Origin of the sequence: Pseudomonas fluorescens (assembly GCF_900636825.1) — a bacterium.
GTDB classification, from domain to species: Bacteria; Pseudomonadota; Gammaproteobacteria; order Pseudomonadales; family Pseudomonadaceae; genus Aquipseudomonas; species Aquipseudomonas fluorescens_BG.
In genome coordinates this window covers 949,503-972,412 of record NZ_LR134318.1, presented here as the reverse complement: position 1 = coordinate 972,412, position 22,910 = coordinate 949,503, and the positions used below count along the sequence as shown (strand labels likewise).

15 protein-coding genes are annotated in these 22,910 nt (G+C 58.5%); 7 read left to right on the top strand and 8 right to left on the bottom strand.

The window, feature by feature from the left end; translation table 11 throughout:
- Positions 1-53: 53 nt before the first annotated feature.
- Together EL257_RS04355 and EL257_RS04350 are read right to left on the bottom strand one after the other, a co-directional pair.
- Positions 54-1,235 (bottom strand): MFS transporter, encoded by a 1,182-nt coding sequence (locus tag EL257_RS04355; RefSeq protein WP_126360131.1) that lies wholly within the window; start codon positions 1,233-1,235, stop codon positions 54-56.
- A gap of 764 nt (positions 1,236-1,999) precedes the next feature.
- The gene (locus EL257_RS04350) at positions 2,000-3,583 is read right to left on the bottom strand and encodes a peptide chain release factor 3 (protein ID WP_126360129.1); all 1,584 of its coding nucleotides are present in this window, start codon (positions 3,581-3,583) and stop codon (positions 2,000-2,002) included.
- Between the two features lie 447 nt (positions 3,584-4,030).
- Between EL257_RS04350 and EL257_RS04340 the strand changes: the two genes are divergently transcribed.
- The 5 genes from EL257_RS04340 (at position 4,031) to EL257_RS04320 (ending at position 9,267) form a co-directional block, all read left to right on the top strand.
- Entirely contained in the window at positions 4,031-4,720 is a 690-nt protein-coding gene (locus EL257_RS04340; RefSeq protein ID WP_172604535.1) for an ABC transporter permease, read from the top strand.
- A gap of 20 nt (positions 4,721-4,740) precedes the next feature.
- On the top strand, positions 4,741-5,634 hold the full coding sequence (locus EL257_RS04335; RefSeq protein WP_126360125.1) for a glycine betaine ABC transporter substrate-binding protein: 894 nt from the start codon (positions 4,741-4,743) through the stop codon (positions 5,632-5,634).
- Between the two features lie 13 nt (positions 5,635-5,647).
- Positions 5,648-6,301, top strand: coding sequence for an ABC transporter permease (locus EL257_RS04330; protein WP_126360123.1), 654 nt, complete (start codon positions 5,648-5,650; stop codon positions 6,299-6,301).
- Complete coding sequence (locus EL257_RS04325) at positions 6,298-7,455, top strand: betaine/proline/choline family ABC transporter ATP-binding protein (protein WP_093104729.1); 1,158 nt, start codon at positions 6,298-6,300, stop codon at positions 7,453-7,455. Before EL257_RS04330 ends, EL257_RS04325 begins: the two co-directional genes overlap by 4 nt.
- Before the next feature lie 648 nt (positions 7,456-8,103).
- Positions 8,104-9,267 carry a type III PLP-dependent enzyme gene (locus tag EL257_RS04320; RefSeq protein ID WP_126360121.1) on the top strand — a complete coding sequence of 388 codons (1,164 nt, stop codon included), beginning with the start codon at positions 8,104-8,106 and terminating at the stop codon, positions 9,265-9,267.
- Between the two features lie 44 nt (positions 9,268-9,311).
- Here EL257_RS04320 and EL257_RS04315 read toward each other — a convergent pair whose 3' ends face one another.
- The 4 genes from EL257_RS04315 to EL257_RS04300 all read right to left on the bottom strand — a co-directional run bounded on the left by EL257_RS04315 (position 9,312) and on the right by EL257_RS04300 (position 14,132).
- Positions 9,312-10,184 carry a hypothetical protein gene (locus EL257_RS04315; protein WP_126360119.1) on the bottom strand — a complete coding sequence of 291 codons (873 nt, stop codon included), beginning with the start codon at positions 10,182-10,184 and terminating at the stop codon, positions 9,312-9,314.
- 49 nt (positions 10,185-10,233) lie between these two features.
- The gene (locus EL257_RS04310; protein ID WP_126360117.1) at positions 10,234-12,432 is read right to left on the bottom strand and encodes an alpha-xenorhabdolysin family binary toxin subunit A; all 2,199 of its coding nucleotides are present in this window, start codon (positions 12,430-12,432) and stop codon (positions 10,234-10,236) included.
- Between the two features lie 267 nt (positions 12,433-12,699).
- On the bottom strand, positions 12,700-13,455 hold the full coding sequence (locus EL257_RS04305; protein ID WP_126360115.1) for a tetratricopeptide repeat protein: 756 nt from the start codon (positions 13,453-13,455) through the stop codon (positions 12,700-12,702).
- Positions 13,452-14,132, bottom strand: a complete 681-nt coding sequence (locus tag EL257_RS04300; RefSeq protein WP_126360113.1) for a Fe2+-dependent dioxygenase — start codon at positions 14,130-14,132, stop codon at positions 13,452-13,454. Before EL257_RS04300 ends, EL257_RS04305 begins: the two co-directional genes overlap by 4 nt.
- A 207-nt stretch (positions 14,133-14,339) precedes the next feature.
- On the opposite strand from EL257_RS04300, the gene EL257_RS04295 reads away from it, so the two are divergent.
- Both EL257_RS04295 and EL257_RS04290 read left to right on the top strand, forming a co-directional pair.
- Entirely contained in the window at positions 14,340-16,655 is a 2,316-nt protein-coding gene (locus EL257_RS04295) for a TonB-dependent receptor (protein ID WP_126360111.1), read from the top strand.
- A 204-nt stretch (positions 16,656-16,859) separates the two neighbouring features.
- Positions 16,860-19,388, top strand: a complete 2,529-nt coding sequence (locus EL257_RS04290; RefSeq protein WP_126367996.1) for a PepSY domain-containing protein — start codon at positions 16,860-16,862, stop codon at positions 19,386-19,388.
- Between the two features lie 104 nt (positions 19,389-19,492).
- On the opposite strand, the gene EL257_RS04285 is transcribed toward EL257_RS04290, so the two are convergent.
- Both EL257_RS04285 and EL257_RS04280 read right to left on the bottom strand, forming a co-directional pair.
- Entirely contained in the window at positions 19,493-21,034 is a 1,542-nt protein-coding gene (locus EL257_RS04285) for an alkaline phosphatase D family protein (RefSeq protein WP_126360109.1), read from the bottom strand.
- A 134-nt stretch (positions 21,035-21,168) separates the two neighbouring features.
- A complete protein-coding gene (locus tag EL257_RS04280; RefSeq protein ID WP_126360107.1) occupies positions 21,169-22,902 on the bottom strand; it encodes a PTS fructose-like transporter subunit IIB in 1,734 nt (577 codons plus the stop codon).
- Positions 22,903-22,910: the final 8 nt, after the last annotated feature.

Genomic DNA, 22,910 nt, shown 5'->3' with positions numbered 1-22,910 from the left:
GAAATGCCATTGGCAGACAGATTGCTTTCGAATAACGCCAATAACCGAAACAGCTAAGCGCCGCGCGTGGCTTGCCAGGTCAGCGGGATAGAGATCAGCACCAGCAGCGCACTCATCAGCCAGACGCTGTGCCCGCCAAACTCGCCATAAAGCTGACCGCTGAGCACCGGCGACAACAACGCGCTGGCGCTCCAGCTCATGAAGAACAGCCCGAAGTACTGACCGCTTTTGCCACTCTGGGCAAACTGCATCGCCAGTACATTGAGAGGCGGCATGAACAACGCCTCGCCCAGCGTCCAGATCAGCGTCGACAAACACACAAAAGCCAACCCGGAACCGAACGGCAACATTCCCAGCCCACAGGCCAGGAGCACACTGCCGGCGAGCATCTGCCAGCGCGCGCCCCAACGCTCGATCGCGTGCGACAGCGGGATTTGCAGCGCGATCACTAACAATGCATTGAGCCCGAACTGCCAGCCGATCGCTTCGGTGCTGAGGTGATAGTAATCACGCAGATAATTGCCCAGCGTGCTGTAGACCGTGTCAAACGCGATGCCCAGCACGGCCGTCGCCGACAGCAGCCAAAGGAACGGCTTGTCGCGGAGCGGCATGCTTACGCCATCTGCGGATTTGTCTTCAAGCATCAGCACCGGCCGCCGCCATGTTGTTTTCACGAACCACAGCAGCGCCAGCATCGTCATCGCCGCACTGGCGAAAAACACCCAACGAAAATCCGCCTGCGCCAGCACGCCACCGGCGACCCCGGCAGCCGCCATGCCGAGATTGCGCGCCACCCGGCTCAAGGCCTGCGCCCGCGAGCGCTGCGCGACCTCGCAATATTCCATGATCAGCCGTTGATGCAGCGTGCGAATCGCGCCATCGATGACACCGCTGAGCAACAGCAAACCGGCCAGCCACGGCACCTGCGTCACCAGCCCCAACAGCATCAGCACCCACACCGACACGAAAAACAACGCCGCCGTCAGCCGCGCAGTGCGCACGTGATCACTGAGCCAGCCACCCAAGATCGAACCGACCAGCAAACCCGCACCATAGGCCGATAGCAACCAGCCGACGGTCTCGATCGCCAGCCCCAGCTCCTGGCGCAGGTATAGCGCCATGAAGAGTTTGACCATGGCGCTGAGCCGGTTGATGAACAACAGAGCCGCGAGGACCCAGGCCATGGGGGTGAAATAGCCGTTGGGGCGCAGGAGATGGGTCAGTCCTTTGAGCATGTAACGTCCGCTGGGCGCGAGGGTTTGCTGAACAGTAGACGGGTTGGATTGGAATGTCGTGGGGGTGAGGTCAGCCGAAGTAAAAGCAGAGTATGGCTACGACGCTGAAGGAAAACGTCTTACAGAGAAATCGCTGCCCGGATTTCAAGTTCATTGTTCACGCGGCGCTAAAGATCAACAGCCCCTCACCCTAACCCTCTCCCGGAGGGAGAGGGAACTGACCGCGTTGTTCGGGCAAGGTACGCCGACCTGAAATACCGAGCCGAACTCAGGATTTGAACAGCTTATCAATCGGCTCCCTCTCCCTCGGGAGAGGGCTGGGGTGAGGGGTGAGGGGTGAGGGGTGAATCCAACACAGATCCAAAGCAGACCACACGCTTCTCACCACTCAAAACAATGAGCGCAAGCTCGAGTAAAGCTCTTGATCTTGATCCCCAGGCGACGTCGGAAGGCTGAGTGGAGGGATTGATCCGGGCGTGGGAGCGCAGCGACCGTACGACGCAGTCGTACACAGCGGAAGGAGGTGCAGCGAAGCAAACCGGAGCCGCTGCGCCCGGATCGATCCCGCAGCGAAGGAACCCGAGCCTGCGAGGGCCGCACGCAGGAGCTAGCGTTTTTTGCTTACTTTTTTTGGCGCTTGTAAAAAAGTAAGTCGCCGTAAGGGCGAAACCGTAATCAGCAACACCCGCAATAACGGATATACACAAAGCATAAAAAAACCCCCAAGGCCTACACCTTGGGGGCTTCAAAATACAACTCAAACCTTAATGATGCTCCCGCGTCGCCCGGAACTTCACATCCGGCCAACGCTCTTCCATCAACGCCAGATTCACCCGCGTCGGCGCCAGATACGTCAAATGCCCACCGCCATCCAAAGCCAGGTTCTCCACCGCCTTGTTGGAAAATTCCTCAAGCTTCTTCCTGTCGTCGCACTCGATCCAGCGCGCCGAATAAACGGTGATCGGCTCGTATGAGCACTCAACCTTGTATTCCTCCTTCAACCGGCTCGCGACCACATCGAACTGCAGCACACCGACGGCGCCCAGAATGATGTCGTTGCTGCGCTCCGGGAAAAACACCTGGGTGGCGCCCTCTTCCGCCAACTGCTGCAAACCCTGACGCAATTGCTTGGACTTCAGCGGATCACGCAGACGCACACGACGGAACAGTTCCGGGGCAAAGTGCGGAATGCCGGTGAACCCCAGGGCTTCGCCTTCGCTGAAGGTGTCACCGATCTGGATCGTACCGTGGTTGTGCAGACCGATGATGTCGCCGGCGTAAGCCTCTTCCAGTTGCTCACGCTCGGAGGAGAAGAACGTCAAGGCGTCGCCGATGCGCACGTCCTTGCCGGTGCGCACGTGGCGCATCTTCATACCTTTTTCGTACTTGCCCGAGCAGATACGCATGAAGGCGATGCGGTCGCGGTGCTTCGGGTCCATGTTTGCCTGGATCTTGAAGATGAAGCCCGAAAACTTCTCTTCGACCGGCTCAACAGTACGCTCGTTGGCGACACGGGCCAGCGGACGCGGCGCCCAATCGACGACCGCATCGAGCACGTGGTCGACACCGAAGTTGCCCAGCGCTGTACCGAAAAACACCGGGGTCAGTTGACCGTCGAGGAACTCCTGCTGGTTGAATTCGTGGCAGGCGCCCTGCACCAGTTCAAGCTGCTCGATGAAGCGCTCGTACTCGTCGCCCAAATGCGCGCGCGCCTCGTCGGAGTCGAGTTTTTCGATGATCTTGGTTTCGGTGCGTTCGTGACCGTGACCGGCGGTGTAGACAATGATGTAGTCGTCGGCCAGGTGATACACGCCTTTGAAGTCGCGGTAGCAGCCGATCGGCCAGGTGATCGGCGCAGCCTTGATCTTCAGAACGGCTTCGATTTCGTCGAGCAGTTCGATCGGGTCGCGGATGTCACGGTCGAGTTTGTTGATGAAGCTGACGATCGGCGTGTCACGCAGACGGCAGACGTCCATCAGCGCAATGGTCCGTGGCTCGACACCTTTACCGCCGTCGAGAACCATCAGTGCCGAGTCGACCGCCGTCAGGGTGCGGTAGGTGTCTTCGGAGAAGTCTTCGTGGCCCGGGGTGTCGAGCAGGTTGATCATGTGTTCGCGATAGGGGAACTGCATGACCGACGTGGTAATGGAGATGCCCCGCTGCTTCTCCATCTCCATCCAGTCGGAGGTCGCATGGCGATCGGATTTACGGGATTTCACCGTACCGGCCACTGCAATCGCCTTGCCCATCAACAGGAGCTTTTCGGTGATCGTGGTTTTACCGGCATCGGGGTGGGAAATAATGGCGAAAGTGCGGCGTTTCGCGACTTCGGCGGCCTGGTTGGTCATGGGAAATCGCCTGGCGGTGATTCAAAAAAGGGCGGCGAGTATAGCTTAAAAAGTGATCGCCAAACCACCGTCCCTCGCTCCGTAAAACCCCGTAGGAGCTGCCGCAGGCTGCGATCTTTCGATCTTGTTTTCAAGAAGCAAGGTCAAAAGATCGCAGCCTGCGGCAGCTCCTACAGGTGGCCAAATGGCATCCGATGTGGGAACCTTTTAAAGCACGGAGACGTCCATCCCCTGTTACGAATTTTCGTCAGGGGCTGAAAAATCAGCAAGTTAGCCTGACGAGGCTGCGCTCATGGCTCGCTTTCACACCGCTTGGCCGGTGCTGGGAAAAGGCTACTTTTCGCGAACGACTTTCCCGGCAGCCATGCACGGCATGCCACACGGGACTGCGCTCGCCGACTACAAAAAAGGAGTCCGCCTGTGGCTATCCGCTATGGCAAAGGGCTGATGGGAGGTGCGGTGGTGATCGCGCTCCTGGCCCTGCTGGTCCACTGGATCGGCATCAACACGATCGAACACTACCGCGACGATTTGTTGTTTTACCTGCAAGCTCATCTGGTTCTCGTCCTCGCTTCCATGCTGGCCGCCCTCGTCGTGGGCATCCCTGCCGGTATCTTCCTCAGCCGCCCGAGCATGGTCGGCCGCGCCGAACGCTTCATGCAGATCTTCAATATCGGCAACACCGTGCCCCCGCTGGCCGTGCTTGCTATCGCGCTGGGCATTCTCGGTATCGGCAGTGGCCCGGCGATCTTTGCGCTGTTCCTCGCCTCCCTGTTGCCGATTGTGCGCAACACCTACGAAGGCCTGAAAAACGTCCAGGGCTCGCTGAAAGAAGCCGCCGTCGGCATCGGCATGACCCCGCACCAGGTGCTGTGGAAAGTCGAATTGCCCAACGCTGTTCCAATCATCGTCGGCGGAGTACGCGTGGCTTTGGCGATCAACGTCGGCACCGCACCGCTGGCGTTCCTGATCGGCGCCAACAGCCTCGGCAGCCTGATCTTCCCTGGCATCGCCCTGAACAATCAGCCGCAACTGCTGCTCGGCGCCGCGTGCACCGCGCTGCTGGCCCTGCTGCTCGATGGCGTGGTCACCCTCGCCAGCCGTCTCTGGCTGGAACGCGGTTTGCGCCCGTCTTAAGGCTTTGCGAAGGAATATTTATGAAACGACTTAGCTTGATCTTAGGCTGCATATTGCTGCTCGCAGGCATTGCGCAAGCCGCTGAAAAACCGGTCATCCGCCTCGGCGCTCGCGTATTCACCGAGCAGACCCTACTGGCTGAAATCACCGCGCAATACCTGCGCAGCAAAGGCTACGACGCGCAGATCACCGGCGGCCTGGGCAGCAATCTTGCGCGCAGCGCCCACGAAAGCGGGCAACTGGATTTGCTCTGGGAGTACACCGGCGTGTCGCTGGTGGCCTACAACCACGTCACGGAAAAACTCGACAGCGCCCAATCCTACGCCCGGGTGAAAGAACTCGACGCGAAAAAAGGCCTGATCTGGCTGACCCCGTCGAAATTCAGCAACACCTACGCCCTCGCGCTGCCGAAAAAAGTGGCTGAGGAATATCCGCAGATCACCAACATCAGCCAGCTCAATGAAGTGCTGCGCGCTGAAGCCAAGACCAATCACCTGGTGGCGCTGGACACCGAGTTTGCCAATCGTTCCGACGGGCTGATCGGCATGGTCGATCTCTACGGCATGAATCTGAGCCGCAAGAACATCCGCCAGATGGACGCCGGGCTGGTGTACACCGCGCTGCGTAACGGTCAGGTGTTTGCCGGTCTGGTCTACACCACCGACGGTCGCCTCAACGCCTTCGGCCTGAAATTACTGGAAGACGACAAGCATTATTTCCCCGACTACACCGCAGCTCCCGTGGTGCGTCAGGCCACGCTGGACGCCAACCCGAAACTGGCCGAGCAGCTCAAGCCGCTGGCCGAACTGTTCGACGACGAAACCATGCGCCAGCTCAACGCGCGGGTCGACGTCAATCATGAAAGCCCATCGTCCGTTGCCGCCGATTTCCTGCGCCAGCATCCACTGAATTAAGAGAGGAGAAGTCATGGAATTTCTGAACGCCTTTTCCCATCTCGACTGGCAGCAGGTGATGCACCTGACCTGGCAGCACATCACTCTGGTCGGCATCGCCGTGACTCTGGCGATTGTCATCGGTGTGCCGCTGGGCATTCTGATGACACGCTTTCCGAGCCTCGCGGGCCCGCTGCAGGCCAGCGCTACCGTGCTGCTGACGGTGCCGTCGATCGCGCTGTTCGGCCTGCTGCTGCCGTTCTATTCCAAGTTCGGCCAAGGCCTCGGGCCGCTGCCGGCAATCACCGCCGTCTTCCTCTATTCGCTGCTGCCGATCATGCGCAACACCTACCTCGCCTTGACCGGCGTGGAACCTGGCATCCGTGAAGCCGCTCGCGGCATCGGCATGACGTTCGGCCAGCGCCTGCGCATGGTTGAACTGCCGATCGCTGTGCCAGTGATCCTCGCCGGGGTGCGCACCGCCGTGGTGATGAATATCGGTGTGATGACCATCGCCGCGACCATCGGCGCTGGCGGCCTCGGTGTCTTGATCCTCGCCTCCATCAGCCGCAGTGACATGTCGATGCTCATCGTCGGCGCGCTGCTGGTCAGTCTTCTGGCGATCTTCGCCGACCTGTTTCTCCAATGGCTGCAACGCTCGTTGACTCCAAAAGGACTCCTCAAATGATCGAACTTCAAAACCTCAGCAAAACTTTCCAAAGCAACGGCAAAGATGTCAAAGCCGTGGACTCGGTGAGCCTGACCGTCAATGAAGGCGAGATCTGCGTGTTCCTCGGGCCATCGGGCTGCGGCAAAAGCACCACGCTGAAAATGATCAACCGCCTGATCAAACCGACCTCGGGCAAGATCTTGATCAACGGCGAAGACACCACCGATCTCGACGAAGTGACCCTGCGCCGCAACATCGGTTACGTCATCCAGCAGATCGGTCTGTTCCCGAACATGACCATCGAAGAGAACATCGTTGTCGTGCCGAAACTGCTCGGCTGGGACAAACAGAAATGTCACGACCGCGCCCGCGAGCTGATGAGCATGATCAAGCTCGAGCCCAAGCAGTATCTGCATCGCTACCCGCGCGAATTGTCCGGTGGTCAGCAACAGCGCATCGGTGTAATCCGTGCACTGGCCGCTGACGCGCCGCTGCTGTTGATGGACGAACCGTTCGGTGCGGTCGACCCGATCAACCGCGAGATGATCCAGAACGAATTCTTCGAGATGCAGCGCGCGCTGAACAAGACCGTGATCATGGTCAGCCACGACATCGACGAAGCGATCAAACTCGGCGACAAGATCGCGATCTTCCGCGCCGGCAAACTGCTGCAAATCGATCATCCGGACACCCTGCTCGCGCACCCGGCAGATGACTTTGTCAGCAATTTCGTCGGCCAGGACAGCACGCTCAAGCGTCTGCTGTTGGTGAAAGCCGAAGACGCGGCAGACAACGCGCCGTCGGTGAGCCCGGAAACGCCGGTGGCCGATGCGCTGGAATTGATGGACGAACATGACCGTCGTTACGTCGTGGTGACTTGCGCCGAGAACAAGGCGCTGGGTTATGTGCGTCGTCGCGACCTGCACCGCCAGACCGGCACCTGCGCGCAGTTCCTCCGTGAGTTCAACGCCACGGCGGCGTACGACGAGCATTTGCGCATCCTGTTGTCGCGCATGTACGAGTTCAACCGCGCCTGGCTGCCGGTGATGGATGCCGAGCGGGTATTCCTTGGCGAAGTGACGCAGGAGTCGATTGCGGCTTATCTGAGTTCGGGGCGTTCGCGGGGGATGAAGACCAATATCGTCTCGCCAGCTGAGGCCGTGGTCGCCTGATCTACCGATAAACACGCAAAACCTGTGGGAGTTAGCCTGCTAGCGATGAGGCCAGATCAGTCAACCTGTTTTGATGATGAAATTGTCATCGCCAGCAGGCTGGCTCCCACAGGTTCGGTGCAATTTTCCAGACCTTGGTCATACGCAAAAGAATCTCAACACCTGGCAACCGCCTAGGTTGTCCGCGATAACCCTTCAAACAGCCAAAATCCCTCCCACGCCCCACTCTCGCCGCTAACATCGCCGATGTTGCCGCCATCACACTTACCACTGACTTCGCCGCCAAAAGCCGCGAACGTGCAGGTATGTTTAACACTCGAAAAAACGCCGGGAACATCTTTCCGTCATCTCGGTCGGCTACAAGGAGTGATGAACGCGTCGCACGTCAGAAGCGTGCAAAAACGCGACATTTTTAGTTGATCTCACGCCCCTCACGCCCTAAAGTTCGCGCCGAACGTCCATGCTGGAAACGATCCATCCGGCTCAAGTACTGACGACGAGACAGCAAGGCCAAGGGATAGCTGCACATCTCTGGGCCTTTTTGCTTTCGGCGACATGCCTTGGGAAGTAGGCGAACCAAAGTGGGGATACGGAGGGCGTTCATTTGCACCCATTGATACTTTTTGTTTGCCAGTAGGAGTTCCCAGCATGTCGATCAAGGTCGAAGATTATTTCGCGCGCGCCACTTTTGACAAAATGAAGGCGTTCGCCGACAAACAGGAAACCCCGTTCGTGGTGATCGACACCGCGATGATCGCCCAGGCCTACGATGACCTGCGCGCCGGTTTCGAATTCGCCAAGGTCTACTATGCGGTCAAGGCCAACCCGGCCGTCGAGATCATCGACCTGCTCAAGGAAAAAGGTTCGAGCTTCGACATCGCCTCGATCTACGAGCTGGACAAAGTGATGGATCGCGGCGTCAGCGCCGACCGTATCAGCTACGGCAACACCATCAAGAAATCCAAGGACATCCGCTACTTCTACGAGAAGGGCGTACGTCTGTTCTCCACCGACTCCGAAGCCGACCTGCGCAACATCGCCAAGGCTGCACCGGGTTCGAAAGTCTATGTGCGTATCCTCACCGAAGGCTCGACCACGGCTGACTGGCCACTGTCGCGCAAATTCGGCTGCCAGACCGACATGGCCATGGACCTGCTGATCCTCGCTCGCGACCTCGGCCTGGTGCCTTACGGCATCTCGTTCCACGTCGGTTCGCAGCAGCGCGACATCAGCGTCTGGGACGCGGCGATCGCCAAGGTCAAGGTGATCTTCGAACGTCTGAAAGAAGAAGACGGCATCCACCTCAAGCTGATCAACATGGGCGGCGGCTTCCCGGCCAACTACATCACCCGCACCAACAGCCTGGAAACCTACGCTGAAGAAATCATCCGTTTCCTGAAAGAAGACTTCGGTGATGACTTGCCGGAAATCATTCTGGAACCGGGCCGTTCACTGATCGCCAACGCCGGCATTCTGGTCAGCGAAGTGGTACTGGTGGCGCGTAAATCCCGCACTGCAGTCGAGCGTTGGGTGTACACCGATGTGGGCAAATTCTCCGGCCTGATCGAAACCATGGACGAAGCGATCAAGTTCCCGATCTGGACCGAGAAGAAAGGCGAGATGGAAGAAATCGTCATCGCCGGCCCGACCTGTGACAGCGCCGACATCATGTATGAGAACTACAAGTATGGTCTGCCGCTGAACCTGGCGATTGGTGACCGTTTGTACTGGCTGTCGACCGGTGCGTACACCACCAGTTACAGCGCGGTTGAGTTCAATGGCTTTCCGCCGTTGAAATCGTTCTACGTTTAAGCCCCCTGATCCAGAAAAAAGGTCCATGAAAATGGACCTTTTTTTTATTTCCTTAACCACGACTCGAGATGAGTCAACTTACTCATAGCGCCTTCAGCATCCTCCCGAACAGTGGCCAGTTTGAAATTCAATCTGCCCAGGGTCTCCATGTCATCGGTTTTCGACAGTGCGAGGCGCAGGCGATCCAGGCTTTGGGAGATTTCTTCGATAAATACCCCCCAGTGAGTTGCCAATATCGCGAACTGATCGAAGACTTGCGACACATCAGCCACGTACTCGCGTGCTCTGATAACAGGATCAGGCGCCGAGTAGTTGATCTGCCAGATGGGTGTCGTATCGAAACTCTTGAACATCTCCGAGGCAACAACAGGCTGGGCGTGGCACTCGCAAGTGCGATATCCCATCTCCTTGAGAAAAACCGATTTCAACCCGAATGAATTTTCATACGCCGCCTGGATTGACTGATCAGTTGTAATCAGATCGCCCTTGAGCGCATAAAACAAACTCCCAAGCCCGCTCACCAGCGCTTTAATCGTGCGCGGCGGATTCGAACTCCAGATCGGGGACTGGGTGAAGTAGCTAAAATCCACTTGATCAACCGGTACGCTTCTGGACGTCTGCGCCATGATCTCTGAAGCTTCACGGGTGAACGTCTCCAGTGCGCGTGCGCAGCCATATGCCCGGTTTCTCACTTCTTCGATACGCCGCCAAACGCCTTGCAGATTTCGCTCATTGAAGACAACGCTGTTCAAGCGTGAGTCGTAAGGCAAATAGGCCGCCTGGTGGCCGCTTTTTGCGCGACGCTCAAGTACAAGATTGGCTTTGTCATGGGTCGGCACAAACTGCCCCAGCATAAACGTAAAGCGATCCAGTACCCGACGTTGCTCCCTGGTGAACTCATAGGTGACTGTATTCATATCCCCTGAAGAGGGTAGCGTGCAAACACACGCTGCCCTCACCTCCTCGTTATACAGTCAGTGTTTTCAGATACTTGCCAATGGCAGGGAGCGTGGCGATGGCAAAATCAACGCGCTCCTCGACTGCTTTCGATTTGATCTGCGCAAACTGATCAAGCACACCTTCGAAGTAGGCCGGCAACTTGGCATATTCATCGACGAACATCTGACGGTCGCCGTCAACTTTATCCAGTGTTTCCAGCAACTCTATTCGTCCCATGGCCAACTCGACATCCTGCAGGCACTTCTTCGACTGTGCTTTCAGGGTGGCGACTTTGCCTCTAAGTTGGTTATATGCCGCCACCATCTGCAGAAAGTTAACCGCCTCGCCGATACCCGCGATCAACTTCTTCAGCGTGTCCATGGCCAGCATCGCGACTTGCACCTGGGGCGGAGCCAACCCGAGGCTTTTCAAGCTGTCCAGCGATAAGGCTGCTTCTTCACCGATTTTCTCGATCCCTGCTTTAACGATCAGGTCGATGGCCTCGGATACCGACTTGACCTCCTCCTCCAGTTCTTGCAACTGCGAATCGATTTTACCCTTTCGCTCTTCCGCAAATGCTTGATCGTCTTGCAGGGTAGTCACCAACTTGGCAGAATCCTCTCGACTGTAGGGCGACTGCAGGTTCTTATGAACACTCTTGAAATTTCGGGTTTCCGTCGATAGCTTGCCGAGCAGACTTTTCAGTTCAATCTCCATATCCTCACGAACTTCTTCCGCGTCGTCGGGATTCTTGACCTCCTCCTGATACTCCTCCAGCTTGTTTTGCGAGCGTTGCAGATTGAAGGCAATGGTCTGACTTTGCAGCCGCACATCGACCGTTGCCGTATTTGCAGAAACGGCCAGATTATTAATCGTCTGAACGGCGCCAGGGGCGTAGTTGTATCTTTCGAAAAGCATCTGCGCCGTCGTATTGTTGCTTTGCAACTCATTGTTAGAAGCGCGCAATTTGGCCACGTCGAAATCGGCCGAGCCATTAAAAGACCTGAACATACTTACCTTCCCAGAAAAATTGATTCGACCACGCTCGTATTCTTTATCAGCCTGCACGAACACATTCAGCAGTTGATCCGAACTGGTTTTGATCTGCTCCCAAGGCTCGACAATACTGATGATCTGATTCTTGAAACGCCTCAACGAGGTCGCATCCTCAAGCAAGTCAGCAGACTTTTTCGATTCGCCGATAAACAGGCTCAGCGCGTTCCAGACCAGCATGAGATTTTGCGTCGCAACTTCCGCATCGATGGCCACGCTGGTGAGTTCTTGAAGATCATCACGAACCCGGTTCAGCGAACTTAACGTTTTGCTTTTGGCCGCCATTTTCTGGTTGTCCCGCTGCTGCTCTTCCCTGAGCGCGTTTCGCTGCTTGCGAATACCTTCAGCTTTAACGCCAGTGTAAATGGCAAGGATCAGCCCACCGATATTCAGCCCTGCCGCCGACTTGATCGCTTCCTGAACCATCTGATCATATTGTTTATTAAGGACATCAATTTCTTTAGAGCGCTCATCAATTTGATCCTGCAGTTCCTTGACATCTTTTTGATAGGTATTGCTCGCCACAGCTTTCAATCGAAGTTTGATTTGTGGCAGCACGTCTTCGCGCATGTCTTTGCCGAAGTTATCCAACTCCTCCCGTACGTTTTCGGCCCGTACGTGAGCATCGCGGACTTTCTTGAGTATGTCGTCAAGGTACAACTTCAATTCAGGCACATCGCCGGCAGGCAAGCCGAGATCGGGAAGACCCGGGTTCTGCAGCTTCAACTTCAAATACTCTTCCGGCGTATTGATATCATGTTCCTCAAGGTACTTGGAAACCTTGAGATCTTCATAGATCTCCACAATCGCATTGCCAGTCAAAAGAATGCTGCCAGCGAAGATCTTCAGATCCGTGCCGGTGAGCATTATTTTTTCCCGCAACGGCGACCAGCGTCTGGCGTGCTCGAACGTTTTCTTGAACGTTACCAGAAAGTCCGCGGCGGTCAGACCAGCCCCACCTGATTCACCTTGACCATAATCCAGGTACACGCCTACATCATGGAGATTGACCGGAAGCGAAAGCCCCAAGACTTCATACTTGCGCAGATCAATAATTTGCTCTTTGGTTAGTTGCAGTCCGGGCTCACGAGTATATTCTTCTCCCTCACCCGCCGAAGCGTTTACAAATAGCTTTGGCGCTTTAGCCGCCGCATCAAATATCTTACCGTTCATCCTTGAGATCCTTACCCATATCGGGCGTCAACAACTAATATCTGAAGTTAGTCACCCGCCAATTAAACTAGCGAAGTGCCGAACAACATTAATCGTCAACGTGCGAATCCCACAAGTTTTAAAATGTTCTAAAATACGACAATAACCCCTATCGAAAAAACCAACTAAGGCCTAACAACCACTGCCGCACAATTCGGTCCTCCACGGGACCTGGAAAGTTGAATTTCTTGCACTTTCATCGAGAAAACAAACCCTACTAATAACGCCTTACACCGCACTCCATTGAGCGAGACGCGCGTGATAGGCATCCGCCATTTCACGGACTTTAGGATGTTGTGCTTTCAGTAATGACTCGGCACTCGTGCGCAGAAAGTTCAAGTTCCCCCCCGCCAGCGCTTTCTGCAACCACAGAACGGCATCATCGATCCTGCCTTCATCGGCCAGCACCGCCGCAAAGCTGAACTGCCCACGAAAATCCCCGCCCTCAGCCGAACGCCGATACCAATCGCGAGCCGCAAACGGGTCCGCCGGGCACACCTGCCCATCTTCCAGATAGCGCCCCAGCAGATTCATCGACTTCGCATGACCCAACTCAGCCGCGCGTCGATACAACGCCAGCGCCTGCAGATGATCCACGGCCACTCCGCGCCCGGTCGCCAGCAGATTGGCGAGGTTGTACATCGCCCAGTCCAGCCCCGCCTCGGCGGCGATCCGATAATGCTGTGCCGCCACCGAGGCATCCGCCACGCAACCCCAACCATGCTCATGACAGCGTCCGAGCATGTTGCGCGCCATCAGATGTCCTCGTCCGGCGGCAATGCCGAACCAGCGCAGCGCCAACGGTTGATCCCGGGCGATGCCTCGGCCGTCGAGCAGGATCTGCCCGAGCAAGGCCTGCGCTTCGACTTCGCCCTCGCCCGCCGCCAGCAGAATCGCCTGTGCGGCACGGGCCGGACTTTGTTCGAGCATGGCGCTGAGTTGCGCGCCATCGAGGACTTCTTCGCGCCGCAGTTGAAAAGTCATACCTCGACCCAGCGCCGCAAAAGATTGTGATAAGTGCCGGTGAGGCGAATCAGCGAAGGATGATCGGGGATGTCCTGCGTCAACTGCTGGATCGCTCCGTCCATCTCGAACAGCAATGCGCGCTGGCTGTCTTCGCGCACCAGGCTTTGCGTCCAGAAGAACGACGCGTAACGCGCGCCGCGAGTGACCGCATTGACCTTGTGCAAACTGGTGCCCGGATACAGAACCATGTCACCGGCCGGCAGCTTTACGCGCTGGGTGCCGTAGGTGTCCTGGATTTCCAGTTCACCGCCGTCGTAATCCTCAGGCTCGCTGAAAAAAAGCGTCGCCGAGAGATCAGTACGCACCCGTTCGATGCTGCCCTTGGGCTGGCGCACGGCGTTGTCGATATGGAAATCGAAGCTGCCACCGGCCGTGTAACAGTTCACTAACGGAGGGAAGACTTTGTGCGGCAGCGCAGCGGACATGAACAGCGGGTTTTTCCACAGCCGTTCAAGCATCGCCGAGCCGATCTCCTTGGCCAGCGGATGACCTTCCGGCAGTTGCAGATTGTGCTTGGCCTTGGCCGACTGGAAGCCTGCGGTGACCTTGCCGTCGGCCCAGTCCGCTTGCTCCAGAGCCTGGCGGATACGCTGCACTTCGTCTTTTGCGAACAGCCCGGGAATGTGCAGCAGCATGGCGATGTCACCTGATGGCAAAGAGGCGGCAATGGTATTGATTCCCATTGGCCATGTAAAACCCGACAGACGAATGAAATCGCCAAAACCGTAAGGGCAAATTGTAAAGAATGTAAATTCAGTGCAGTTAGCAATGTTTCGCAATTGATACGAATACCCGTTTACCCTATATTCCGCCGCCTCAAATCCTTGGGGAGGGGAATAAAAATGGCACGTCTACACGCACAATTACCGGTCAGTTCACCACGTCTGCTCGCGTCTGCAATTGGCGTGGCGATTACCGCCGGGTCAGCTGGTCAGATGGTATTCGCTGCGGAAAAAACCGAGAGCAAAGCCTCCGGCAACGCCATCGCCCTCGACGCCACCTCAATCACTGGCGAAGCCCAGGATTCGACTTCCTACCAGGTGGAGAAAGCTTCTTCGCCCAAGTACACCGCGCCACTGGTCGACACACCACGCTCGGTCACCGTGATTCCGCAACAGGTGCTCAAAGACACCGGCGCCCTCAACATGCAGGACGCACTGCGCACCGTGCCGGGCATCACCTTTGGCGCTGGTGAAGGCGGCAACCCACAGGGCGACCGTCCGTTCATTCGCGGTTTCGATGCTCAGGGCGACACCTATCTGGACGGCGTGCGCGACACCGGTTCGCAGAGCCGCGAGATTTTCGCCGTAGAAAACATCGAAGTCAGCAAAGGCCCGAACTCCGCCATCGGCGGTCGCGGCGCAGCGGGCGGCAGCATCAACCTGGTGAGCAAAAAAGCGCACCTGGGCAACTCGTTTGACGGCGGCTTTACCTACGGCTCCGATCAGACCCAGCGCTACACCCTCGACGGCAATTATCAGTTCAGCGACAGCGCTGCCGGTCGTTTGAACCTGATGAGCCACGAGAGCAACGTCGCCGGTCGCGACAAAGTCGATTACGACCGTTGGGGCATTGCCCCGTCCCTGGCCTTTGGCCTGGGCACCGACACCCGCGTCAACCTCGATTACTACCATCTGGAAAGCAACGACACGCCAGATTCGGGCATCCCGTACACCATTCCAACCGGTGGTTCGGCCGCACGCACCAAGTCCAATCCGGACAAGCCGAACGCAGGTGGCGATCACGACAATTTCTACGGTCTGGACCGCGACTTCCGCAAGGGCCGTACCGACACCGCGACCTTCGCCATCGAGCATGACCTGAACGACTCGCTGACGCTCAAGAACACCCTGCGTCACGGCACCAGCATGCAGGATTACATCCTCACTCAGCCGGACGACAGCAAAGGCAACGTCAACAATGGCAGCGTCTGGCGTCGTGCGAACACGCGGGTGAGCAACACCGAAACCACCACCAACCAAACCGACCTGTTTGGCAATTTCTACCTGGGCGGCTTCAAGAACAGCTTCTCCACCGGTGTCGAATACACTCGCGAACAAAGCGAGAAATCCTCGTACAACGTCAACACCGACACCACGCCGCGCACCAGCGCCGCGACCACCAACTGCAACCCGGGCCTGATCGGCGCCGCCAGCGGCTACAACTGCACCTCGCTGTCGAATCCGAATCCGAACGATCCGTGGAACGGCGCGATCTCGCGCAACTACGCTGGCACCGACACCCAGTCCGATACTTACGCACTGTACGTGTTCGACACCCTTGAGCTGTCCGAGCAATGGCTGGTGAACATGGGCCTGCGTTACGACCATTTCGAAACCGGCTACCAGACTTACAACGGCGCTGGCCGCACCACCTCGAAGGGCGATGACACCAGCGAGTTCGTCACCGGTCAGTTCGGCGTGGTCTACAAACCTGCGGAAAACGGCAGCATCTACGCCTCCTATGCGACCTCGGCGACGCCGCCGGGCAACACCTTGGGCGAAGGTCAGGAAGGCAACCCTCTGGGCGGCACACCGGATCGCAACGGCGTCCTGCTGGACAGCGACATGGAGCCGGAAACCACCAAGAACTACGAAATCGGCACCAAGTGGGATCTGCTCAATGATCGCCTGTCGCTGACCGCCGACATCTTCCGCACCGAGAAGGAAAACGCTCGCGTGCAGGTCGACACCAGTTCCTACGAGAACGCTGGCAAGACCCGCGTGCAAGGCTTCGAACTGTCGGCCAGCGGCAAGATCACCGACAAGTGGCAGGTGTTCGCCGGTTACGCGTTCATGGACAGCGAACAAGTCGACGGTGGCCCGCTGGGTCGTGCCAACGACGGTAACGATCTGCCGAACACGCCGAAAAACAGCGCCAGCCTGTGGACCACCTATCAGGTCACGCCGAAGCTGACCATCGGTGGTGGCGCGTTCTACGTCGATGACGTCTACGGCAGTGTGGCGAACACGACGATGGTCGATTCGTATGTGCGTTACGACGCGATGGCGGCCTACAAGCTGACCAAGAACGTCGACCTGCAACTCAACGTGCAGAACCTGACCGACGAAAACTATTACGACAAAGCTTTCTCGACCCACTTCGCCAACCAGGCGGCGGGCCGGACGGCGCTGTTGAGCACCAACTTCCATTTCTGATCCTGTAGGAGCTGCGGCACGCTGCGATCTTTTGATCTTCAAGAGAAAAGTCAAAAGATCGCAGCGTGCCGCAGCTCCTAGAAAAATGGTGGGGCCCCGTTCATTCGATTGAACGGGGCTTTTGTGTGTTACGCAAAACGCATCTTGATAACCCACGGCATAATGCGCGCCGTGATGACAATTTCCGAACGGACGGCGAGTGACGTGTTGAAGAAAACCCTGTTCCAGTTGCACTGGTTTTTTGGCATCACCGCGGGGCTGGTGCTGGCTCTGATGGGCATCACCGGTGCGGCGTATTCGTTTCAGGACGAAATCCTCCGCGCGCTGAATCCGTCCGTCCTGCAGGTGGAAAAACAGGTCGCCGGGGTGTTGCCGCCGGTGGAGCTGGTGGAACGCATCGAAACCGCATCCGGCAAGAAAGTCGCGATGCTCTGGGTCGAAACCGACAGCGGCCACGCCGCCCGGGTGTTCTTCACCCCGCCCAAGGGTGAGCGTCGCGGCGAGATGCGCTACTTCGATCCGTACACCGCCGAGTTCAAGGGCGACGCCACTGGCCAGGACTTCTTCGGCCTGATGCTGCAACTGCATCGCTTCCTCGCGATGGGCGATACCGGGCGCAACATCACCGGCGCCTGCACCTTGATGCTGTTGTTTTTTTGCCTTTCTGGTCTGTATTTGCGCTGGCCGCGCCAGTGGAACAGCTGGCGCGTGTGGCTGACTCTGGATTGGAAAAAGAAGGGCCGCGCGTTCAATTGGGATCTGCACTCGGTGGCCGGTACCTGGTGCCTGCTGGTGTATTTGCTGCTGGCGTTGACCGGGTTGTCGTGGTCGTACGAGTGGTACAACAAGGGCCTGACCAAACTGCTATCGGATGCGCCGCAAAACGAACGCGTGCGCGGCGGTCGCGGACCGGCGCCGGAAGGTCCGCCGCCGGTTGCCGACTACGCAGCAATGTGGAGCAGCATATACAGCGCTGCCGGCCCGGGTCTGGCCGCGTACAACATTCGCATGCCGGCGGTGGCCGGCCAACCGGCGACGGTGTTCTATCTGCTCGACAGCTCGCCGCACGACCGCGCCCTGAACCAGATCACGCTTGATCCGGCCACCGGCATCGTCAAACGCGTCGACCGCTACGCCGATAAAAGCTTCAAGGCGCAGCTGCTGACCAGCATTTATGCATTGCACGTCGGCAGTTATTTCGGTCTGGTCGGGCGGATCATCGTGACGCTGGCGGCGGTGTGCATGCCGCTGTTTTTCATCACTGGCTGGTTGCTGTATCTGGATCGGCGGCGCAAGAAAAAGCAGATCAAGGATGCTCGTCAGGGGCTCGCGCAACCGTCCGCAGATGCTTCGGCGTGGCTGATCGGCTTCGCCAGCCAAAGCGGTTTCGCCGAGCAACTGGCGTGGCAGACCGCCGGACAATTACAGGCCGCCGGTCTACCGGTCAACGTGCAGCCGCTGGCGAATGTCAGCGAGCAGGATTTGCGTGAATCGAACAATGCGCTGTTCGTGGTCAGCACGTTCGGCGACGGCGAAGCCCCGGACAGCGCCCGCGGTTTCGAACGCAAAGTGCTGGGCAAAGCTTCGACCTTCGACGGCCTCAACTACGCGGTACTCGGCCTCGGCGATCGCCAGTACGCGCACTTTTGCGGCTTCGCCAAGCGCCTGCATCAATGGCTCGGCGAGCACGGCGGCAAGACGCTGTTCGCCCCGGTGGAAGTCGACAGCGGTGATCCCTACGCGTTGCGCCACTGGCAAACGCAACTCGGCCAACTCACCGGACAAGCACCCGCCGACACCTGGCAAGCGCCGAGCTACGACAACTGGACGCTGGTCCGTCGTGACTTGATGAACCCCGACAGCAGCGGCGCGCCGGTCTACCTGCTCGGGCTCAAAGCGCCAGATACTCGCAGCTGGCTGGCCGGTGACCTGGTCGAAGTGTTGCCGCGCAATTGCCCGTGGGCGATCGAACATTTCCTCGACGGCCTCGGCATTCGTGGCGAAACTCTGGTCAAGGTCAACGGCATCGACGAGCCACTGGAAGTGGCACTCGCCTCGCGCCAGTTGCCGGAACACCGCGCGCATCTGGTCGGGTTGCATGCGCAATCACTGGTCGACGCGATGGTGCCGCTGGCCATGCGCGAATATTCGATCGCTTCGATCCCCGCTGACGGCATGCTCGAGTTGATTGTGCGTCAGGAACAGCACGCTGATGGCACGCTCGGCATCGGTTCCGGCTGGCTCACCGAGCATGCGCCGGTCGGCGGCAGCGTCAGCCTGCGGGTGCGGCGCAACAGTGGTTTTCATCTGCCGAACGAACCTGTGCCGATGATTCTGCTGGGCAACGGCACTGGCCTGGCGGGCTTGCGCAGCCTGCTCAAAGCGCGAATTGCCGACGGCCAGCAACGCCAGTGGCTGCTGTTTGGCGAGCGTAACCGTGAGCACGATTTCCTCTGCCGCACCGAGCTGGAAGAGTGGCTGGTCAATGGCGATCTGGCGCGATTGGACCTGGCGTTTTCCCGCGATCAGGCCGAGAAGATTTATGTGCAGGATCGCTTGCGTGAGTCTGCGGATGAGCTGAACAAATGGCTGGCTGATGGTGCCGTCATCTATGTCTGCGGCAGCCTTCAAGGGATGGCCTCAGGCGTAGACCAGGCACTCACAGATATCCTCGGCAGCGCCGAAGTCGAACGCCTGATCGAACAGGGCCGTTATCGCCGGGATGTTTACTGACAACACTCTGACTCTGTAGGAGCTGCCGAAGGCTGCGATCTGTTGATCTTGTTTTCAAAAAATCAAAGTCAAAAGATCGCAGCCTTCGGCAGCTCCTACAGAGATCAAATCGGCTGCAACTTCTGCTCAAACACCGCCACCCCATCCAGATCGCGCAACACCACGCTCATCTCGCCGCTCTGCCCTTCAATATTCACCTCGCCAAAAAACTGAAACCCGGCAAACGGTGAAGTGTTCTGTGCGGGCGGTGCCTTTTCGAATACCACCTGCGGGCCAAAGGTCTTGTCCAGTGGATTCGGCCCGAAACTCCCGGCATTCAACGGCCCGGCGACAAATTCCCAGAATGGCTCAAAATCCTGAAACGCGGCGCGATCCGGGTGGTAGTGATGCGCTGCGCAGTAATGCACATCCGCCGTCAGAAAGACGAAATTACGCACCTGTTGCGCTCGCAGATACCCGAGCAATTCGGCGATTTCCAGTTCACGCCCCTGCGCCGGGCCGGGGTCGCCGTTGGCCACTGCTTCCCAACGCGCCACAGCCGGGCTGACCTCGCCATCCGGGACGCCAAGGCCGATGGGCATGTCGGCGGCGATGACTTTCCACTGCGCCTTCGATGCCTGCAACTCTCGCTTGAGCCAATCCAGTTGCTCGCGCCCAAGAAACGGTTTTGCCGCGCCAAGGTTGTCGTCATTGGCCTCGCGATAGCTGCGCATATCCAGCACGAATACATCGAGCATCGGCCCGTAACTCAGCCTGCGATAGATCCGCCCGCCACCGTCTGCCGCCTGCAAACGCATCGGCGCGTATTCCAGCCATGCCTGCCGCGCACGGCCGACCAGCTTGTGGATATCTTTCTCCTGATAACGCTCGTCCAACTGCTTGCCCGGCGACCAGTTGTTCACCACTTCGTGATCGTCCCACTGCCAGATCTGCGGCACTTCGGCATTGAAGCGGCGGATATTTTCGTCCATCAGGTTGTAGCGATAGTTGCCGCGATAATCGTCGAGGGTCTGCGCGACTTTGCTCTTGGCTTCGGTGGTGATATTGCGCCAGATGCGCCCGCTTTCGGTGGTCAGTTGCGCGGGCACCGGGCCGTCGGCATAGATGGTGTCGCCGCTGTGGATGAAGAAGTCTGGCAGACGCAGGCGCATGGCTTCGTAAATGCGCATGCCGCCGATGTCCGGGTTGATGCCGAAGCCCTGGCCGACGGTGTCGCCGCTCCAGACAAAACGGATGTCGCGCCTGGCAGTCGGCACACTGCGCAGATGACCGAACCACGGTTCGCTGGCGACGCCGCTCTGGGCGTCTTCGAAGTGCACGCGATAAAAGATCGCCTGGTTGGCCGGCAGGCCGGTGAGTTCGACGCGGGCAGTGAAATCGCTGCGTGCATCGGCCAGTGGCGAGACGAACTTGCGCGGGTTGCCGAACAGGCTGCCGGTGTCCCATTCGACCACCATGCGCGCCGGGCGATCGCTGCGGCTCCAGATCATCGCGCGGTCGCCGAGCAGGTCGCCGGACTGCACGCCATCGGTGAGTTGTGGACGATCCTTGACCGAGGCAATCACCGCCGGCGCCAGCCCCGGCAGCAACAGCCCGGCGCCGACCGCTTGCATGACGCGACGCCGACCGAGATTGAAATCGCTCATGGTGTTCTCCCTGCAAAAGGGAAAACTTAAGCACGCGCGTGTGAAACAGACATGACACGAAAAGATCGCAGCCTTCGGCAGCTCCTACAAAAACACAATTCCCTGTAGGAGCCGCAGGCTGCGATCTTTTGCCCTTAGGCGTTGACGGGCTCGACTGCCAGCTCGACAGCCTCAGGCCGTTTGAGCAGCGCATACACCACCGCCGTAACCAGGCTCCCTGCGACAATCGCCAGCAGATACAACAGCGCATGGTTGATCGCATTCGGGATCGCCAGCACGAACAAGCCACCGTGCGGCGCCATCAGTTTGCAGCCGAAGTACATCGACAACGCACCGGTCAGCGTGCCGCCAGCGATGCTCGCCGGGATCACCCGCAGCGGATCTTTCGCCGCAAACGGAATCGCCCCTTCGGAGATAAAGCACAGGCCCAGTACGAAAGCCGCTTTGCCGGCCTCGCGTTCAGTCTGGGCAAACTTGCGCCGGGCAATGAACGTGGCAATGCCCAGCCCGATTGGCGGCACCATGCCGGCCGCCATGGTCGCCGCCATTGGCGCGTAACTCTGCGAGGCCAGCAACCCCACCGAAAACGCATAGGCAGCCTTGTTGATCGGCCCGCCAAGGTCGACGCACATCATGCCGCCGAGCAACACACCGAGCAGGATCGCGTTGGTGGTGCCCATGCTGTCGAGGAACTGGGTGAGCGCGGCGAGCATGCCGGCCACCGGTTTGCCGACCACGTAAATCATCACCAGACCGGTGATCAGGCTCGCCAGCAAGGGGATGATCAGAATCGGCTTCAACGCTTCCAGACTCTGCGGCAACTTCACATAGCGGGCGATCGCTTTGGCAGCGTAACCGGCGATGAAACCGGCAACGATGCCGCCGATGAACCCGGCGCCCAAGGTACTTGCCAGCAGTCCGCCGATCATCCCCGGCGCGAGGCCCGGACGGTCGGCGATCGAATAGGCGATGTACCCGGCAAGCAGCGGCACCATCAGTTTGAACGCGGACTCGCCGCCGATCTGCATCAGCGCGGCTGCGAGGGTGCCTTCTTCCTTGAACGCGGTGATGCCGAACACGAAGGACAACGCGATCAGCAAACCACCGGCCACCACCATCGGCAGCATGTACGACACGCCCGTAAGCAGGTGTTTGTAGACGCCGTTTTTTTCCGAACGCGCGGCAGCGTTGCTATCGCTTGCCGCGCTCTCCACTGCGCCTTCGGCCAAGGCTTTTTTCAACGTCGCTTCGGATTGCTTGAGCGCAACGCCAGTGCCGCAGCGATAGATTTTCTTGCCCGCAAATCGCTCGGTGGCGACATCGATATCCGCCGCCAGCAGCACCACGTCGGCTTCGGCAATCGCCGTCGCGCTCAATGGGGTTTTCGCGCCGACCGAACCTTGGGTTTCGACCTGCAATTCATAGCCCAGACGCTTGGCCGTCTGCTGCAACGCTTCGGCCGCCATGAAGGTGTGGGCGACACCGGTCGGGCACGCAGTGATGGCAACGATGCGCGGTGCGCGCGGGGCATCAAGCACTGGTTCGACCGCGCTGGCGACGTAAACTTCAGCCTCTTCAGCGCCACGACGCAGCACCGCTTCAACATCCTGCAGTGCCTGCGCCGGAGCGATCTGGAACACGCGTTTGCCGACGAAGCGGTTCATGTCCACCGCGCCGGTGCTGACCAGCAAAACCCACTCAGCGGCTTCGATGGTCGCCGCCGACAATTCGCGCTCCGGGTGCGCCGGATCGACCACTTCCACGCTGGTGCTCCAGCCCTGACGCTGCGCTGCCGCATCGAGCAAACGCGCGCACAGCACACTGGTGACCATGCCGTTCGGGCAAGCCGTAACAATGGCTAATTTCATGACAAACC

Bases quoted from the DNA above. Each gene is read 5' to 3' on its own strand.
- EL257_RS04300 (WP_126360113.1), bottom strand. From the start codon at position 14,132: ATGCTGCTGCACATTCCCGGGCTGTTCGCAAAAGACGAAGTGCAGCGT.
- EL257_RS04310 (WP_126360117.1), bottom strand. From the start codon at position 12,432: ATGAACGGTAAGATATTTGATGCGGCGGCTAAAGCGCCAAAGCTATTT.
- EL257_RS04305 (WP_126360115.1), bottom strand. From the start codon at position 13,455: ATGACTTTTCAACTGCGGCGCGAAGAAGTCCTCGATGGCGCGCAACTC.
- EL257_RS04350 (WP_126360129.1), bottom strand. From the start codon at position 3,583: ATGACCAACCAGGCCGCCGAAGTCGCGAAACGCCGCACTTTCGCCATT.
- EL257_RS04335 (WP_126360125.1), top strand. From the start codon at position 4,741: ATGAAACGACTTAGCTTGATCTTAGGCTGCATATTGCTGCTCGCAGGC.
- EL257_RS04280 (WP_126360107.1), bottom strand. From the start codon at position 22,902: ATGAAATTAGCCATTGTTACGGCTTGCCCGAACGGCATGGTCACCAGT.
- EL257_RS04295 (WP_126360111.1), top strand. From the start codon at position 14,340: ATGGCACGTCTACACGCACAATTACCGGTCAGTTCACCACGTCTGCTC.
- EL257_RS04320 (WP_126360121.1), top strand. From the start codon at position 8,104: ATGTCGATCAAGGTCGAAGATTATTTCGCGCGCGCCACTTTTGACAAA.
- EL257_RS04355 (WP_126360131.1), bottom strand. From the start codon at position 1,235: ATGCTCAAAGGACTGACCCATCTCCTGCGCCCCAACGGCTATTTCACC.
- EL257_RS04340 (WP_172604535.1), top strand. From the start codon at position 4,031: ATGGGAGGTGCGGTGGTGATCGCGCTCCTGGCCCTGCTGGTCCACTGG.
- EL257_RS04285 (WP_126360109.1), bottom strand. From the start codon at position 21,034: ATGAGCGATTTCAATCTCGGTCGGCGTCGCGTCATGCAAGCGGTCGGC.
- EL257_RS04330 (WP_126360123.1), top strand. From the start codon at position 5,648: ATGGAATTTCTGAACGCCTTTTCCCATCTCGACTGGCAGCAGGTGATG.
- EL257_RS04315 (WP_126360119.1), bottom strand. From the start codon at position 10,184: ATGAATACAGTCACCTATGAGTTCACCAGGGAGCAACGTCGGGTACTG.
- EL257_RS04325 (WP_093104729.1), top strand. From the start codon at position 6,298: ATGATCGAACTTCAAAACCTCAGCAAAACTTTCCAAAGCAACGGCAAA.